This window comes from Pseudomonas sp. AC255, assembly GCF_979258175.1.
The window spans coordinates 1,286,438-1,303,521 of sequence record NZ_OZ409841.1; the positions used below are offsets into that span (position 1 = coordinate 1,286,438).

The 17,084-nt window shown below is 56.7% G+C and carries 7 protein-coding genes, 2 tRNA genes, 3 rRNA genes and 2 pseudogenes; 10 read left to right on the forward strand and 4 right to left on the reverse strand.

The window, feature by feature from the left end; translation table 11 throughout:
* The first annotated feature begins 95 nt into the window (after positions 1–95).
* From ACZZ0K_RS06065 to mrdA, 6 genes are all read left to right on the forward strand, one after another.
* Positions 96–1,632: ribosomal RNA gene (locus ACZZ0K_RS06065) — 16S ribosomal RNA — on the forward strand.
* A gap of 81 nt (positions 1,633–1,713) precedes the next feature.
* Positions 1,714–1,790: transfer RNA gene (locus ACZZ0K_RS06070), tRNA-Ile, on the forward strand.
* 30 nt (positions 1,791–1,820) lie between these two features.
* A tRNA-Ala gene (locus tag ACZZ0K_RS06075) sits at positions 1,821–1,896 on the forward strand.
* Positions 1,897–2,143: 247 nt separating this feature from the next.
* Positions 2,144–5,037: ribosomal RNA gene (locus ACZZ0K_RS06080) — 23S ribosomal RNA — on the forward strand.
* Between the two features lie 153 nt (positions 5,038–5,190).
* A 5S ribosomal RNA gene (gene rrf / locus ACZZ0K_RS06085) occupies positions 5,191–5,306 on the forward strand.
* The 16S, 23S and 5S rRNA genes sit together here with 2 tRNA genes alongside, the layout of an rRNA operon.
* A gap of 191 nt (positions 5,307–5,497) precedes the next feature.
* Positions 5,498–7,390 carry a penicillin-binding protein 2 gene (gene mrdA / locus ACZZ0K_RS06090; RefSeq protein WP_258707000.1) on the forward strand — a complete coding sequence of 631 codons (1,893 nt, stop codon included), beginning with the start codon at positions 5,498–5,500 and terminating at the stop codon, positions 7,388–7,390.
* A 44-nt stretch (positions 7,391–7,434) separates the two neighbouring features.
* Here mrdA and ACZZ0K_RS06095 read toward each other — a convergent pair whose 3' ends face one another.
* The gene (locus ACZZ0K_RS06095; protein ID WP_056791550.1) at positions 7,435–7,839 is read right to left on the reverse strand and encodes a lysozyme inhibitor LprI family protein; all 405 of its coding nucleotides are present in this window, start codon (positions 7,837–7,839) and stop codon (positions 7,435–7,437) included.
* A 40-nt stretch (positions 7,840–7,879) separates the two neighbouring features.
* Positions 7,880–8,794 carry an ADP-ribosylglycohydrolase family protein gene (locus ACZZ0K_RS06100; RefSeq protein ID WP_258706999.1) on the reverse strand — a complete coding sequence of 305 codons (915 nt, stop codon included), beginning with the start codon at positions 8,792–8,794 and terminating at the stop codon, positions 7,880–7,882.
* Positions 8,795–8,970: 176 nt separating this feature from the next.
* Between ACZZ0K_RS06100 and ACZZ0K_RS06105 the strand changes: the two genes are divergently transcribed.
* A complete protein-coding gene (locus ACZZ0K_RS06105) occupies positions 8,971–9,459 on the forward strand; it encodes an SRPBCC family protein (protein ID WP_016775506.1) in 489 nt (162 codons plus the stop codon).
* A 314-nt stretch (positions 9,460–9,773) separates the two neighbouring features.
* On the opposite strand, the pseudogene acnA reads toward ACZZ0K_RS06105, so the two are convergent.
* Positions 9,774–12,514 (reverse strand): annotated as a pseudogene (acnA, locus tag ACZZ0K_RS06110) (aconitate hydratase AcnA).
* Positions 12,515–12,736: 222 nt separating this feature from the next.
* On the opposite strand from acnA, the gene rlmM reads away from it, so the two are divergent.
* Both rlmM and tusA read left to right on the forward strand, forming a co-directional pair.
* The gene (gene rlmM / locus ACZZ0K_RS06115) at positions 12,737–13,810 is read left to right on the forward strand and encodes a 23S rRNA (cytidine(2498)-2'-O)-methyltransferase RlmM (RefSeq protein WP_122746895.1); all 1,074 of its coding nucleotides are present in this window, start codon (positions 12,737–12,739) and stop codon (positions 13,808–13,810) included.
* Positions 13,811–13,972: 162 nt separating this feature from the next.
* On the forward strand, positions 13,973–14,221 hold the full coding sequence (gene tusA, locus ACZZ0K_RS06120; RefSeq protein WP_016775503.1) for a sulfurtransferase TusA: 249 nt from the start codon (positions 13,973–13,975) through the stop codon (positions 14,219–14,221).
* A gap of 47 nt (positions 14,222–14,268) precedes the next feature.
* Here the strand turns inward: tusA and ACZZ0K_RS06125 are convergent, their stop codons facing one another.
* Positions 14,269–15,678: an MATE family efflux transporter gene (locus ACZZ0K_RS06125; protein ID WP_038862250.1), complete on the reverse strand. Its 1,410-nt coding sequence runs from the start codon at positions 15,676–15,678 to the stop codon at positions 14,269–14,271.
* 160 nt (positions 15,679–15,838) lie between these two features.
* Here ACZZ0K_RS06125 and pdxB point away from each other — a divergent pair.
* A pseudogene (gene pdxB / locus ACZZ0K_RS06130) lies at positions 15,839–16,982 on the forward strand (4-phosphoerythronate dehydrogenase PdxB).
* Positions 16,983–17,084: the final 102 nt, after the last annotated feature.

Below are 17,084 nucleotides of genomic sequence, written 5' to 3' on the forward strand. Positions count from 1 at the left end.
ATTATCAGCATCACAAGTTACTCCGCGAGAAATCAAAGATGTAACCAACGATTGCTGAGCCAAGTTTAGGGTTTCTTAAAAACCCAAAGATGTTTGAACTGAAGAGTTTGATCATGGCTCAGATTGAACGCTGGCGGCAGGCCTAACACATGCAAGTCGAGCGGATGAAAGGAGCTTGCTCCTGGATTCAGCGGCGGACGGGTGAGTAATGCCTAGGAATCTGCCTGGTAGTGGGGGACAACGTTTCGAAAGGAACGCTAATACCGCATACGTCCTACGGGAGAAAGCAGGGGACCTTCGGGCCTTGCGCTATCAGATGAGCCTAGGTCGGATTAGCTAGTTGGTGAGGTAATGGCTCACCAAGGCGACGATCCGTAACTGGTCTGAGAGGATGATCAGTCACACTGGAACTGAGACACGGTCCAGACTCCTACGGGAGGCAGCAGTGGGGAATATTGGACAATGGGCGAAAGCCTGATCCAGCCATGCCGCGTGTGTGAAGAAGGTCTTCGGATTGTAAAGCACTTTAAGTTGGGAGGAAGGGTTGTAGATTAATACTCTGCAATTTTGACGTTACCGACAGAATAAGCACCGGCTAACTCTGTGCCAGCAGCCGCGGTAATACAGAGGGTGCAAGCGTTAATCGGAATTACTGGGCGTAAAGCGCGCGTAGGTGGTTTGTTAAGTTGGATGTGAAATCCCCGGGCTCAACCTGGGAACTGCATCCAAAACTGGCAAGCTAGAGTATGGTAGAGGGTGGTGGAATTTCCTGTGTAGCGGTGAAATGCGTAGATATAGGAAGGAACACCAGTGGCGAAGGCGACCACCTGGACTGATACTGACACTGAGGTGCGAAAGCGTGGGGAGCAAACAGGATTAGATACCCTGGTAGTCCACGCCGTAAACGATGTCAACTAGCCGTTGGGAGCCTTGAGCTCTTAGTGGCGCAGCTAACGCATTAAGTTGACCGCCTGGGGAGTACGGCCGCAAGGTTAAAACTCAAATGAATTGACGGGGGCCCGCACAAGCGGTGGAGCATGTGGTTTAATTCGAAGCAACGCGAAGAACCTTACCAGGCCTTGACATCCAATGAACTTTCCAGAGATGGATTGGTGCCTTCGGGAACATTGAGACAGGTGCTGCATGGCTGTCGTCAGCTCGTGTCGTGAGATGTTGGGTTAAGTCCCGTAACGAGCGCAACCCTTGTCCTTAGTTACCAGCACGTAATGGTGGGCACTCTAAGGAGACTGCCGGTGACAAACCGGAGGAAGGTGGGGATGACGTCAAGTCATCATGGCCCTTACGGCCTGGGCTACACACGTGCTACAATGGTCGGTACAAAGGGTTGCCAAGCCGCGAGGTGGAGCTAATCCCATAAAACCGATCGTAGTCCGGATCGCAGTCTGCAACTCGACTGCGTGAAGTCGGAATCGCTAGTAATCGCGAATCAGAATGTCGCGGTGAATACGTTCCCGGGCCTTGTACACACCGCCCGTCACACCATGGGAGTGGGTTGCACCAGAAGTAGCTAGTCTAACCTTCGGGAGGACGGTTACCACGGTGTGATTCATGACTGGGGTGAAGTCGTAACAAGGTAGCCGTAGGGGAACCTGCGGCTGGATCACCTCCTTAATCGACGACATCAGCTGCTGCATGAGCTCCCACACGAATTGCTTGATTCATTGAAGAAGACGATAGAAGCAGCCCGAAATTGGGTCTGTAGCTCAGTTGGTTAGAGCGCACCCCTGATAAGGGTGAGGTCGGCAGTTCGAATCTGCCCAGACCCACCAATTTTGTGTGGGAAACGCCTGTAGAAATACGGGGCCATAGCTCAGCTGGGAGAGCGCCTGCCTTGCACGCAGGAGGTCAGCGGTTCGATCCCGCTTGGCTCCACCACTACTGCTTCTGAAGTTTGAAAGCTTAGAAATGAGCATTCCACCGGTACGGTGATGAATGTTGATTTCTAGTCTTTGACTAGATCGTTCTTTAAAAATTTGGGTATGTGATAGAAAGATAGACTGAACGTTACTTTCACTGGTAACGGATCAGGCTAAGGTAAAATTTGTGAGTTCTCTTAGTTGAGAAATTCGAATTTTCGGCGAATGTCGTCTTCACAGTATAACCAGATTGCTTGGGGTTATATGGTCAAGTGAAGAAGCGCATACGGTGGATGCCTTGGCAGTCAGAGGCGATGAAAGACGTGGTAGCCTGCGAAAAGCTTCGGGGAGTCGGCAAACAGACTTTGATCCGGAGATCTCTGAATGGGGGAACCCAGCCATCATAAGATGGTTATCTTGTACTGAATACATAGGTGCAAGAGGCGAACCAGGGGAACTGAAACATCTAAGTACCCTGAGGAAAAGAAATCAACCGAGATTCCCTTAGTAGTGGCGAGCGAACGGGGACTAGCCCTTAAGTGGCTTTGAGATTAGCGGAACGCTCTGGAAAGTGCGGCCATAGTGGGTGATAGCCCTGTACGCGAAAATCTCTTGGTCATGAAATCGAGTAGGACGGAGCACGAGAAACTTTGTCTGAATATGGGGGGACCATCCTCCAAGGCTAAATACTACTGACTGACCGATAGTGAACTAGTACCGTGAGGGAAAGGCGAAAAGAACCCCGGAGAGGGGAGTGAAATAGATCCTGAAACCGTATGCGTACAAGCAGTGGGAGCAGACTTTGTTCTGTGACTGCGTACCTTTTGTATAATGGGTCAGCGACTTATTTTCAGTGGCGAGCTTAACCGAATAGGGGAGGCGTAGCGAAAGCGAGTCTTAATAGGGCGTCTAGTCGCTGGGAATAGACCCGAAACCGGGCGATCTATCCATGGGCAGGTTGAAGGTTAGGTAACACTGACTGGAGGACCGAACCGACTACCGTTGAAAAGTTAGCGGATGACCTGTGGATCGGAGTGAAAGGCTAATCAAGCTCGGAGATAGCTGGTTCTCCTCGAAAGCTATTTAGGTAGCGCCTCATGTATCACTGTAGGGGGTAGAGCACTGTTTCGGCTAGGGGGTCATCCCGACTTACCAAACCGATGCAAACTCCGAATACCTACAAGTGCCGAGCATGGGAGACACACGGCGGGTGCTAACGTCCGTCGTGAAAAGGGAAACAACCCAGACCGTCAGCTAAGGTCCCAAAGTTATGGTTAAGTGGGAAACGATGTGGGAAGGCTTAGACAGCTAGGAGGTTGGCTTAGAAGCAGCCACCCTTTAAAGAAAGCGTAATAGCTCACTAGTCGAGTCGGCCTGCGCGGAAGATGTAACGGGGCTCAAACCATACACCGAAGCTACGGGTATCATCTTCGGATGATGCGGTAGAGGAGCGTTCTGTAAGCCTGTGAAGGTGAGTTGAGAAGCTTGCTGGAGGTATCAGAAGTGCGAATGCTGACATGAGTAACGACAATGGGTGTGAAAAACACCCACGCCGAAAGACCAAGGTTTCCTGCGCAACGTTAATCGACGCAGGGTTAGTCGGTCCCTAAGGCGAGGCTGAAAAGCGTAGTCGATGGAAAACAGGTTAATATTCCTGTACTTCTGGTTATTGCGATGGAGGGACGGAGAAGGCTAGGCCAGCTTGGCGTTGGTTGTCCAAGTTTAAGGTGGTAGGCTGAGATCTTAGGTAAATCCGGGATCTTAAGGCCGAGAGCTGATGACGAGTTACCCTTTGGGTGACGAAGTGGTTGATGCCATGCTTCCAAGAAAAGCTTCTAAGCTTCAGGTAACCAGGAACCGTACCCCAAACCGACACAGGTGGTTGGGTAGAGAATACCAAGGCGCTTGAGAGAACTCGGGTGAAGGAACTAGGCAAAATGGCACCGTAACTTCGGGAGAAGGTGCGCCGGTGAGGGTGAAGGACTTGCTCCGTAAGCTCATGCCGGTCGAAGATACCAGGCCGCTGCGACTGTTTATTAAAAACACAGCACTCTGCAAACACGAAAGTGGACGTATAGGGTGTGACGCCTGCCCGGTGCCGGAAGGTTAATTGATGGGGTTAGCTAACGCGAAGCTCTTGATCGAAGCCCCGGTAAACGGCGGCCGTAACTATAACGGTCCTAAGGTAGCGAAATTCCTTGTCGGGTAAGTTCCGACCTGCACGAATGGCGTAACGATGGCGGCGCTGTCTCCACCCGAGACTCAGTGAAATTGAAATCGCTGTGAAGATGCAGTGTATCCGCGGCTAGACGGAAAGACCCCGTGAACCTTTACTATAGCTTTGCACTGGACTTTGAATTTGCTTGTGTAGGATAGGTGGGAGGCTTTGAAGCGTGGACGCCAGTTCGCGTGGAGCCATCCTTGAAATACCACCCTGGCAACTTTGAGGTTCTAACTCAGGTCCGTTATCCGGATCGAGGACAGTGTATGGTGGGTAGTTTGACTGGGGCGGTCTCCTCCTAAAGAGTAACGGAGGAGTACGAAGGTGCGCTCAGACCGGTCGGAAATCGGTCGTAGAGTATAAAGGCAAAAGCGCGCTTGACTGCGAGACAGACACGTCGAGCAGGTACGAAAGTAGGTCTTAGTGATCCGGTGGTTCTGTATGGAAGGGCCATCGCTCAACGGATAAAAGGTACTCCGGGGATAACAGGCTGATACCGCCCAAGAGTTCATATCGACGGCGGTGTTTGGCACCTCGATGTCGGCTCATCACATCCTGGGGCTGAAGCCGGTCCCAAGGGTATGGCTGTTCGCCATTTAAAGTGGTACGCGAGCTGGGTTTAGAACGTCGTGAGACAGTTCGGTCCCTATCTGCCGTGGACGTTTGAGATTTGAGAGGGGCTGCTCCTAGTACGAGAGGACCGGAGTGGACGAACCTCTGGTGTTCCGGTTGTCACGCCAGTGGCATTGCCGGGTAGCTATGTTCGGGAAAGATAACCGCTGAAAGCATCTAAGCGGGAAACTTGCCTCAAGATGAGATCTCACTGGAACCTTGAGTTCCCTGAAGGGCCGTCGAAGACTACGACGTTGATAGGTTGGGTGTGTAAGCGCTGTGAGGCGTTGAGCTAACCAATACTAATTGCCCGTGAGGCTTGACCATATAACACCCAAGCAATTTGCTGACCTGAAAAGGCACCAGATTGCGGTGTGTGAAGACGAAACGAACCGAAAGTTCGAAGTTCACAAACACCAGCTGTCACATACCCAATTTGCTGAAGCGAGGCCGTCTGGTCCCGAGTCAGTACCCGAATTTCTTGACGACCATAGAGCGTTGGAACCACCTGATCCCATCCCGAACTCAGCAGTGAAACGATGCATCGCCGATGGTAGTGTGGGGTTTCCCCATGTGAGAGTAGGTCATCGTCAAGATTAAATTCCGAAACCCCAATTGCGAAAGCAGTTGGGGTTTTGTTTTGCCTGCGAGAAAGTTTTTAGCCTGCCACCGGGGAAATTCATCCTGAAGTGGATGGCGAGTTTTGGTATGGTGCAGCTCGTTTTTTAACGGACTGATGTCCTGCCCACGGATCGGCACTCATTTACGTCTAAGAGTTGCTGTAGAAATGCCTGAACCAATCCCGATCAAGGACCATGAAAAAGAGACGAGGCTGGTCAACAAACGCTTGATTGCCTGTGCTCTGTTCGTGTTCGCCATCAGCTGCGCTTTGGTGGTGCGGCTGTACATTCTCCAGGTCGTGGAATTCGATTACCACTCGACCATCTCCGAAAACAACCGTGTCCATGTCCTGCCGATACCGCCGACGCGGGGATTGATCTACGACCGCAACGGCGTATTACTCGCCGACAACCGTCCCAGCTACAACCTGACCATCACCCGTGAGCGTGCAACCGACGTCAATCAAGAATTGGACGAAGTCATCAACTTGCTGCACTTGCCTGCTGAAGACCGTACGGTATTCGACAAGGCGATGAAGCAATCCCGGCATCCATTCACACCGGTCACACTGTTTTATGAGCTGACGGAAGAGCAGATCGCCGTCCTGGCGGTGAACGAATTTCGCCTGCCGGGGATTGATGTCGAACCGCAGTTTGTCCGGCACTATCCTCTCGGCGCACATTTCGCTCATTCGATCGGTTATGTCGGTCGGATCAATGAAAAGGAAGCTAAAACCCTCGACTCCGTGGAGTACCGAGGTACGCAGTCCATTGGTAAAACCGGTATCGAGCGTTTCTATGAGGCGCAGTTACACGGCCATGTCGGTTACGAAGAAGTCGAGACCAATGCTCAAGGCCGCGTGCTGCGGGTGCTCAAACATACCGATCCGGTGCCAGGTAAAAACATCGTCCTCAGTCTTGACGTCAAACTGCAGGAAGCCGCCGAAGCTGCTTTGGGTGACCGTCGTGGTTCAGTGGTAGCTCTCGACCCGTCCACCGGAGAAGTGCTGGCGATGGTCAGCAATCCGAGTTTCGATCCGAATCTGTTCGTCACCGGGATCAGTTCGAAGGAATATTCAGCGCTGCGGGATTCCATCGATCGGCCATTGTTCAACCGCGTGTTGCGTGGTCTGTACGCCCCGGGCTCGACGATCAAGCCGGAAGTCGCTATCGCTGGTCTGGACGCCGGCGTCGTGACCCCGCAGACCCGCGTATTCGATCCCGGCTATTACCAATTACCGGACTTCGACCACAAGTATCGCAACTGGAACCACAGCGGTGATGGCTGGGTGGACATGGACGCGGCGATCATGCGTTCCAACGACACCTACTTCTACGACCTGGCGCACAAGCTTGGCATCGATCGTCTGCACGACTACATGGCGATGTTCGGCCTTGGTGAAAAAGTCTCGCTGGACATGTTTGAAGAGTCCCCCGGTCTGATGCCGTCGCAGGCGTGGAAACGCGCTACACGGCGACAGGCCTGGTATCCCGGCGAGACGGTTATTCTCGGCATCGGCCAGGGATACATGCAGGTCACACCGCTGCAATTGGCCCAGGCCACTGCCCTGATCGCCAATAAGGGGATATGGAACCGGCCGCACTTGGCCAAGTCGGTCGACGGTGTAGCACCGGTCGACGAGCATCCAATGCCCAATATCCTGCTCAAGGACCCGCGCGATTGGGAACAGGTCAACCACGGTATGCAGATGGTCATGCACGATGCTCGAGGTATTGCCCGAGCGGCCGCTGCGGGGGCGCAATATCGCATCGCCGGCAAGAGTGGTACGGCGCAGGTGGTGGCGATCAAGCAGGGTGAGCGTTACAACCGCGAGAAAACCCTCGAGCGCCACCGTGACAACGCCCTGTTTGTAGGATTCGCACCGGCCGAACATCCGAAGATCGCCATCTCGGTAATGATCGAGAACGGCGAGGCGGGTGGTCGTGTTGCCGGTCCAGTCGTGCGGCAGATCATGGACGCCTGGTTACTCGATCAGGATGGCCGCCTTAAACCTCAATACGCTGCGCCGAGCAAAGCACCGGGCGATCCTCACGTCTGAGGCGTAACGGTTCACAGCACAGGCTCCGTAAGCGGAGCCTGTGATTAGGCACCCGGTACCGGGCAGCTCATATCACCTTCCTCACATTTCAAATACTGCTTGAGGGTTTCTACTCTGGCCTTGGTTACGTCTGTAAGACAACTACTGTAAACCAATGGATACACACTCCCGCCTGCCACCCCAGAAGCCGAAAACTTGCACTCGGCATCCCGAAAGCTGACCCACGCCCGCTGCGCGTTGACCAGCAGCTTCTTTCCGTCCGGGTTGTCCTTCAGGCGTCCGGTGATCTGCTGATAGAGCGTATTCAGTTCCTTGTCTGCCGCTTTGAAGGCTTGCCCCGCGCATTGATTCATCGTCGCCTGATCGCTGGCGTTGGCGCAATCAACGGCGGCATGGGCGAAAGGGGCAAACAAAAAGGGCGCAGAGGCCAGAAGCAGACGCACTGACATAAGGTTCTCGCTGTATCGAGTGGAAAGAGTGTATCGAGTGTTATGTACGTAGCCGGGAGGCCTCAAGCAAGCGATCCGCAGTGGCGGTGATTTCCTCGCCTTCATGCAACTGCTCCAGCCAGTGCTCGGGAATTGCCCGAGCGCCGTAGTAAGTACCGGCCAACTGACCCACGATAGCAGCTGTGGTATCCGCATCATCACCGAGATTGGCTGCTTTCAGTATCGCGTCAGCGTACGTTTGCGTGTGATGGAAGCACCACAAAGCGGCTTCCAATGATTGCACGCTATAGCCGCTGCCCTTGATTTCGTTTTCTTTTTTGCCGAGATACTCACCCCGCGCGATCGCAACCACCTTGGGTTGGGAATACTCTGCAAGTAGCGATTGGCGCAGTTGCGTTTTGTCGGCTCCCTCAAGCGCTCGTGCGATCAGATCAGCCAGCAATTGGCAGCACTCGATTGCCTCCGGCGCCGCATGGGTTGTGCGCGAACTGTCGGCGGCGTGGATCTGGATCTGTCTAGCGTCGGGAAAATAAAACAGTACGACAGGAGCCAATCGCATCAGCGACCCGTTGCCAGCAGTCAATGGATCAGTCGACCCCACGAAAGGCTTCCCGGTTCGCTGAAACTGTTCCAGCGCCTGGCTAACGGTCATGCCGATGTCGAAACATTCCCCGGTGGAGCTCAGGTATCCCCATTTCCACCAATTGAGATAGCGGCCCATCTGATCAGCCGCGTCGAAACCGTTTTTGCGCAGCAGGCTCTCGGCCAGGCAGAGTGCCATTGAGGTGTCATCGGTCCATTGCCCGGGCTTGAGCTGGAACGGGCCACCGCCGACCATGTCGCTCAGCGGCTGGAATGATCCTCGCGGCTGGAACTCAACTGTTGTGCCGACCGCATCGCCGCAAGCCAGGCCGAGGAGGGCGCCGCGATACCGATCGGCAAGAGAGGGCTGCATGATTCGTCCTTGTTTCTGCGGATTCGCTGGAAAGATAACAGGTCAAGCGGCGCCGATCACAGAGCGCAAACTACCGCAGGATGTGTCCGCTCGAATCGATGCCTGCAGCGCCTGGATACAACTTCGCATTGGACATGTGGTCATACAAGCCTAGTGTTCAGAACAGGAGGTGACGTATGAAACCAGTACCTAACAGTTTCGAACGCAAGATCACGCTCAAGGCGTCGCGTTCCCATGTCTGGCGCGCATTGGTCGATGCAGAGGCGTTCGGCCAGTGGTTTGGCGTGGCACTTGAGGGCCGGCGCTTCATTGCCGGTGAGTGGACGCAGGGCCAGGTCACGTACCCCGGTTATGAACACGTATTGTGGAATGTGCTGATCGAGCGGGTCGAGCCGCAGCAGTTGTTTTCTTTCCGCTGGCACCCGTATGCGGTCAACCCGAAGATCGACTACTCACAAGAGCCGACCACGCTGGTCAAGTTCGAATTGCAGGACTTCGAGGACGGCACTCTACTCAAGGTCTCGGAGTCCGGCTTCGCGCACATCCCTGATATCCGTCAGAAAGAGGCGTATTACATGGACAGTCGCGGCTGGGAGGAGCAGTTGAGCAGGCTTGAACAGTTTCTCGCCGAAAGCGCCAGGGCTCGTGAAAGCGGCGGTGCCTGACGGACCTAGGGGTTTTCGGAAGTGTTTGTATGGCGAATGTCTTACACGCGTTGGTAGCTTTTACGACTATTGCTGATTGGATCCACTGGGTAATCTACACACATCAACTGAGACACAGGGAGTGTTTCAGGATCATGGACGATCGACCATCGCAAGGATCGCTGCCGACAGGGAGTCGATAATGGTCTTGGGAAAAACCCGCTTCGGCGGGTTTTTTTTCGCCTGAATGTAGGAGCCGCCGAAGGCTGCGATCTTTTGATCCTGCTTTTAAAAGCCAGGTCAAAAAGATCACAGCCTGGGCGGATGTCATCCCGTCACGAAGCAATCAACTGCCGCAACACATAATGCAGGATCCCCCGGATTTGAAGTACTCGACCTCATTCAGCGTATCAATGCGGCACAAGACTTCGATTCTCTCCTGACGCCCATCCTCCCGAGTGATAACCAGCGGCAGGTTCATCCGCGGCCTCAGCTCGACGCCGGTCAATCCCAGAATCTCGAACGTCTCTTTGCCGGTCAGATTGAGACTCTTGCGATTCTGATCAAGCTTGAACTGCAACGGCAGCACACCCATGCCGACCAGATTAGAGCGGTGAATACGTTCGAAGCTCTCCGCAATCACCGCTTTGACGCCCAGCAGATTGGTGCCTTTCGCGGCCCAGTCACGGCTCGACCCGGTGCCGTACTCCTGACCGGCAATCACCACCAACGGCGTACCCGAAGCCTGATATTTCATCGCTGCGTCATAGATCGCCATTTTTTCCCCGGTGGGAATGTAAAGGGTGTTGCCACCTTCCTCGCCACCCAGCATCTCGTTGCGAATACGGATGTTGGCAAACGTGCCGCGCATCATCACTTCATGATTGCCGCGACGGGAACCGTAGGAGTTGAAGTCGCGCGGCTCCACGCCTTTTTCCTGCAGGTATCGCCCGGCCGGGCTGTCGATCTTGATGTTGCCGGCGGGGGAGATGTGGTCGGTGGTCACTGAATCGCCTAGCAAGGCCAAGACCCGCGCGCCTTTGACGTCTTTGACTTCCGGCAGAGGGCCGGAAATGTCGTCGAAGAAAGGTGGATGCTGAATGTAGGTCGAATCGTCCTGCCACACGTAAGTCGCCGCTTGCGGCACCTCGATGGCCTGCCATTGCTCATCACCGGCAAACACTTCGGCGTATTCCTTGTGGAACATCGCCGTGTTGACCTGATTCACCGCTTCGGCGATTTCCCGGCTGCTCGGCCAGATATCGCGCAGGTATACCGGATTGCCCTGCTGATCCTCACCCAGCGGTTCGCTGCTGATGTCGGTGCGCACGCTGCCAGCCAGTGCGTAGGCGACGACCAGCGGAGGCGAGGCCAGCCAGTTGGTTTTCACCAGTGGGTGCACACGGCCTTCGAAATTGCGGTTGCCGGACAGGACTGATGCGACGGTCAGATCGGCCTTCTGAATGGCTTTCTCGATCGGCTCCGGCAGTGGCCCGGAGTTGCCGATGCAGGTGGTGCAGCCATAGCCGACCAACGAAAAACCGAGCTGATCAAGGTACTGAGTCAGCCCGGCAGCCTTGTAATAGTCGGTGACGACTTTCGAACCAGGGGCCAGTGAGCTTTTGACCCAAGGCTTGCGCGTCAGACCTTTCTCGACAGCTTTTTTCGCCAGCAGTCCAGCGGCCATCATCACGCTCGGGTTGGAAGTGTTGGTGCAGGAAGTGATCGCGGCGATGACCACTGCACCGTTTTTCAGGCGATAGGTCTTGCCCTCGTATTCGTAGTCCGCTTCGCCCACCAGATCGGCGTTGCCCACTGCTACGCCGCCGCCACCCTCGCTTTCAAGGCGTCCTTCTTCCTTGCTGGTGGGTTTGAATTGCAGGTCGATGAAATCACTGAAGGCCTGCGCGACGTTCGGCAGCGAGACTCGATCCTGCGGACGTTTCGGTCCGGCCAGGCTGGCCTCTACGCTGCCCATGTCCAAGGCCAGGCTGTCGGTGAACACCGGCTCCTGACCCGGCAGACGCCACAGGCCTTGAGCCTTGGTATACGCCTCGACCAGTTTCACCACTTCCGGCGGCCGGCCGGAGAGGCGCAGGTATTCCAGCGTGACATCGTCGACCGGGAAGAAGCCGCACGTCGCCCCGTATTCCGGGGCCATGTTGGCGATGGTTGCGCGGTCGGCCAGTGGCAGATCGGCGAGACCATCGCCATAGAACTCGACGAATTTGCCGACTACGCCTTTCTTGCGCAGCATCTGCGTTACGGTCAGCACCAGATCGGTGGCGGTGATGCCTTCCTTGAGTTTGCCGGTAAGTTTGAAGCCGATCACTTCTGGAATCAGCATCGATACCGGTTGCCCAAGCATCGCCGCTTCCGCTTCGATCCCGCCCACGCCCCAGCCGAGTACGCCGAGGCCGTTGATCATGGTGGTGTGGGAGTCGGTGCCGACCAGCGTATCGGGAAACGCGTAGGTGCGGCCATCCTCGTTTTTGGTCCAGACGGTGCGGCCGAGGTACTCAAGGTTGACCTGGTGGCAGATGCCGGTACCCGGCGGGACCACGCTGAAGTTATCGAACGCACTCTGGCCCCAGCGCAGAAAGGCATAGCGCTCGCCGTTGCGTTGCATTTCGATGTCGACGTTCTGTTCAAACGCACTGGCGCTACCAAACTTGTCGACCATCACCGAGTGGTCGATCACCAGGTCCACCGGCGACAACGGATTGATCCGCTGCGGATCGCCGCCGGCCTTGGCCATTGCCGCGCGCATTGCGGCGAGATCGACGACGGCGGGGACACCAGTAAAATCCTGCATCAATACACGGGCAGGGCGGTACTGGATTTCGCGATCGGAGCGGCGCTCCTTGAGCCAGGCGGCGATGGCTTTGAGGTCAGCGCCGGTGACAGTTTTTTCGTCCTCCCAGCGCAGCAGATTTTCCAGCAGTACCTTCAACGACATCGGCAGCTTGTCGAGGTCGCCCAGGCTTTTGGCGGCTTCCGGCAGGCTGAAATAATGGTAGGTCGTGGCATCGATTTGTAGGGTTTTCAGTGACTTCAGACTATCGAGGGACGGCATTACGATCACTCCTTTGAGTCCGCACGGCTACGGACTGAGGGGACGGGCAGAGCATTAAACCTAGCCCTGTTTTGAGTAGCTGGCTAATAACTGGACTCTATCGGCGCAACCATGGTTCCGACTTCAGCTATCATGCGCCGGTTTTCGTGACAGGCATTGCGGCAACGCAAGGCTTGAGCATCGCGCAACGGTCGAATGATCGACCGTTGCCCAGGAGTAAGAATGAACACCCTATTCATGCATTGCCGGCCCGGCTTCGAAGGCGAAGTCTGTTCGGAGATTTCCGATCTCGCCGCCCGTCTCAATGTCGCCGGTTACGCCAAAGCCAAAACCGCCACGGCCTGCGCCGAGTTTGTCTGCACTGAAGCCGACGGCGCCGAACGCCTGATGCGCGGTCAGCGTTTCGCCGAATTGATTTTCCCTCGGCAGTGGGCGCGGGGCTTTTTCATTGATCTGCCGGAAAACGATCGCATCAGCGTGATCCTCGCGCACATGGCCGATTTCCCGGTGTTTGGCAGTCTGTGGCTGGAAGTGGTCGATACCAATGACGGCAAGGAACTGTCGAATTTCTGCAAAAAATTCGAAGGCCCGCTGCGCAAGGCGCTGACCGCCGCTGGCAAACTGGTGGAAGACGCCAGCAAGCCGCGATTGTTGCTGACCTTCAAAAGCGGACGCGAAGTGTTCCTCGGCATGGCCGATGCCGGCAATTCGGCAATGTGGCCGATGGGCATTCCGCGCCTGAAGTTTCCTCGCGAGGCACCCAGCCGTTCGACCTTGAAGCTGGAAGAGGCGTGGCACCACTTCATTCCACGTGATCAGTGGGAAGACCGCCTGCACAGCGACATGACCGGCGTCGACCTCGGCGCCGCGCCGGGCGGCTGGACCTGGCAACTGGTCAACCGGGGCATGCTGGTGACGGCGATCGACAACGGCCCGATGGCTGAAAGCCTGATGGAAACCGGGCTGGTCCAGCATCTGATGGCCGACGGTTTTACCTTCAAACCGAAGCAGCCGGTGGACTGGATGGTTTGCGACATCGTCGAGAAACCGGCGCGCAACGCGGCGATGCTGGAAGAGTGGATCGGCGAGGGGCATTGCCGCGAGGCGGTGGTCAACCTGAAGCTGCCGATGAAACAGCGTTATGCCGAAGTGAAACGTCTGCTCGAGCGCATTGCCGATGGTTTCAAGGCACGTGGGATCAAGGTTGATATCGGCTGCAAGCAGCTATATCACGACCGCGAGGAAGTAACCTGCCACTTGCGCCGCCACGACAGCAAAAAGCCCAAGTCCCGCTGACACAACACTGAACCTGTGGGAGCGAGCCTGCTCGCGAAAGCGGTGGGGCAGCCAGCGATGTGTTCACTGACGGATTGCCTTCGCGAGCAGGCTCGCTCCCACATGGGTTGGACGATATCCCAAGCAATGCGCGACAATGCCGGCCAGTTTCTGGAGTGAACCATGAGTGAAATGATCGATACCCCGGTCGACGGCACCCTCGACGCCACCGGCCTCAATTGCCCGGAGCCGGTGATGATGTTGCACCAGCACATTCGCGATCTGGTACCCGGCGGCCTGCTCAAGGTGATCGCCACCGATCCCTCGACCAAGCGCGATATCCCCAAGTTCTGCGTGTTTCTTGACCATGAGCTAGTCAGCCAGCACGAAGAGGCCGGCACCTATCTGTACTGGATTCGCAAGAAGTCCTGACTCAGGGCAAAAAAGACCTGCAAATGCAGGTCTTTTTTTATGGGTGATCAACCCGCCGAACGACTGATTCGAATCCGCTTGCGCGCACTGCGTGTCAGACGAATCGACAGCATCAACGCTGCGCAGCTCAAGCCGACAATCAAACCCTGCCACAAACCGCTCGGACCGCGTGGCTCGCCGAGCCAGTCGGTCAGGCCCAGCGCATAACCGACCGGCAAACCAATGCCCCAGTAGGCGAACAGGGTCAGGATCATCGTCACCCGGGTGTCCTGATAGCCACGCAGTGCACCGGCCGCAGTCACCTGGATTGCATCGGAAAACTGGAACAGCGCCGAATAAACAATCAGCATCGCGGCAATATGAATCACCGTTGGATCAGCGGTATAGATCGCCGCAATCGGCTCGCGTAGCGCCAGCATCAGGCTCGCCGACAGGCAGGCGTAGGCCAGCGCCGTGCCCATGCCGACTCCGGCGGCAAAGCGCGCTTCACGCGGTTCTTCGCGCCCAAGCGCCTGACCGACACGCACGGTGACCGCCATGCCCAGTGAGTACGGGATCATGAACACCAGCGAGCTGACGTTCAGCGCGATCTGATGCCCGGCCACCACCGTCGCGCCGAGGCTGCCAATCAGCAGGGCGATTACGGCAAAAATACTCGACTCGGCAAACACCGCGATGCCGATCGGCAAACCAATCGACAGCAGACGTTTGATCACCGCCCACTGCGGCCAGTCGAAGCGGCTGAACAATTCGCTTGAGCGATAGGCCGGTGCCCAGCGTTCATACCCGGCCAGGCCCAGCGCCATTACCCACATCACGATCGCCGTGGCCCAACCGCAGCCGACGCCGCCCATGGCCGGCACGCCGAAGTGGCCGTAGATGAAGATGTAGTTCAGCGGGATGTTCAGCGCCAGACCACAGAGGCCCAGCACCATGGCCGGGCGGGTGCGGCCGATGCCGTCGCTGGTGCAGCGCAGCACGTGATAGAAGGCCACCGCCGGCAAGCCGCTGGCGATGCCGTGCAGATATTGCATGCACGGGCCGATCAGCTCGGGATCGACCTTCATCAGATGCAGCACCGGTTCGGCGGCGACCAGCATGGAGGTGGCGATCAATCCGACTACCAATGCCAGCCACAACGCCTGACGCACGATCGGGCCGATCTCGCTGTGCTTGCCCGCGCCGAAACGCTGGGCGACTTTTGGTGTGGTGGCCAGCAGGGTGCCGGTCATCAATAGAAACACCGGAACCCAGATCGAGTTGCCCAGCGCCACTGCCGCCAGGTCCTTGGGGCCGACGCGCCCGGCCATCACCGCATCGACGAAGCCCATGGCCGTGGTCGCCAGTTGCGCGATGATGATCGGCAGGGCCAGGGCGAGCAGGTTTTTCAACTCCAGGCGAATCCGCGCAGGGCGGCTCAGCGAGACGGCGACAGGTTGGTCAGTTACAGGGTTCACAGGCAAAGCGTCCAGAAAGTATTGATGCGCAGAGCGGCGCATTCTACGCCGCTGACGCCTCGGTCAGGAAATATCCTCTGTTGCGTATTTGTAAGCGCAAACCCTGCTGGCTGATCGACGCGTCAGCACCTAAACTGCCGATCCGCCCAAGGAGCCCGCCATGCTGATTGTTGCCGACGAAAATATCCCGCTGCTCGATGCCTTTTTCGCCGGTTTCGGCGACATCCGCCGAGTGCCGGGCCGCTCCATTGACCGCGCGACGGTTGAGCAGGCCGATGTGTTGCTGGTGCGCTCGGTGACTAACGTCAATCGCGCGCTGCTCGAAGGCAGCAAGGTGCGCTTTGTCGGCACCTGCACCATCGGCACCGATCATCTGGATCTCGATTACTTCAACGAGGCCGGGATCTGCTGGTCGAGCGCGCCGGGTTGCAATGCTCGTGGTGTTGTCGACTACGTGCTGGGCAGTCTGATGACACTGGCCGAAATCGAAGGGGTTGATCTGACGCAGCGTACTTACGGCGTCGTCGGCGCCGGTGAAGTGGGGGCGCTTGATCAAGGTTCTCAAGGGCTTGGGCTGGAACGTCAAGGTTTGCGATCCGCCGCGTCAGGCTGCCGAGGGCGGCGATTATGTCAGCCTTGAGCAGATCATCGAGCAGTGCGACGTAATCAGTCTGCATACGCCATTGACCCGCAGCGGCGACTCTGCAACCTGGCACCTGTTCGATCAACAGCGTTTGCAGCAACTCAAGCAGGGTGCATGGCTGATCAACGCGGCGCGTGGCCCTGTAGTGGACAATGCAGCGCTGCGTGAGGTGCTGCTGGAGCGCGAGGACCTGCAAGCGGTGCTCGACGTCTGGGAAAAAGAGCCGGAAGTCGACCCTGCGTTGGCCGAACTCTGCGTATTGGCCACGCCACATATTGCCGGTTACAGCCTCGATGGCAAGCAACGCGGGACCGCGCAGATTTATCAGGCCTACTGCGCTTTCAGCGGCCAACCTGCAGCTATCCAGCTCAGCGATCTGCTGCCAGCAACCTGGTTGTCGGAAGTTTCCCTGCACGGTGACAGCGATCCGGCGTGGGCGCTGGCGATGTTGTGCCGGGGCGTGTATGACCCGCGCCGCGATGATGCGGATTTCCGCCGCAGCCTGGTGGGAAATGTCGCTGAGCAGCGCTCGGCGTTTGACGCGTTGCGCAAGCAATATCCGGTGCGACGCGAGATCGAAGGGCTGAAGGTGCGGATTGAAGGGGAGTCGCCGTTGTTGCGGCAGATTGTGGCGGCGCTGGGGGCAACCCGTGTCCTGTAGGAGCTGTCGAGTGAAACGAGGCTGCGATCTCTTGATCCTGCTTTTTGAAGATCAAAAGATCGCAGCCTTCGGCAGCTCACGATTCGCAGGTAAATTACAGAT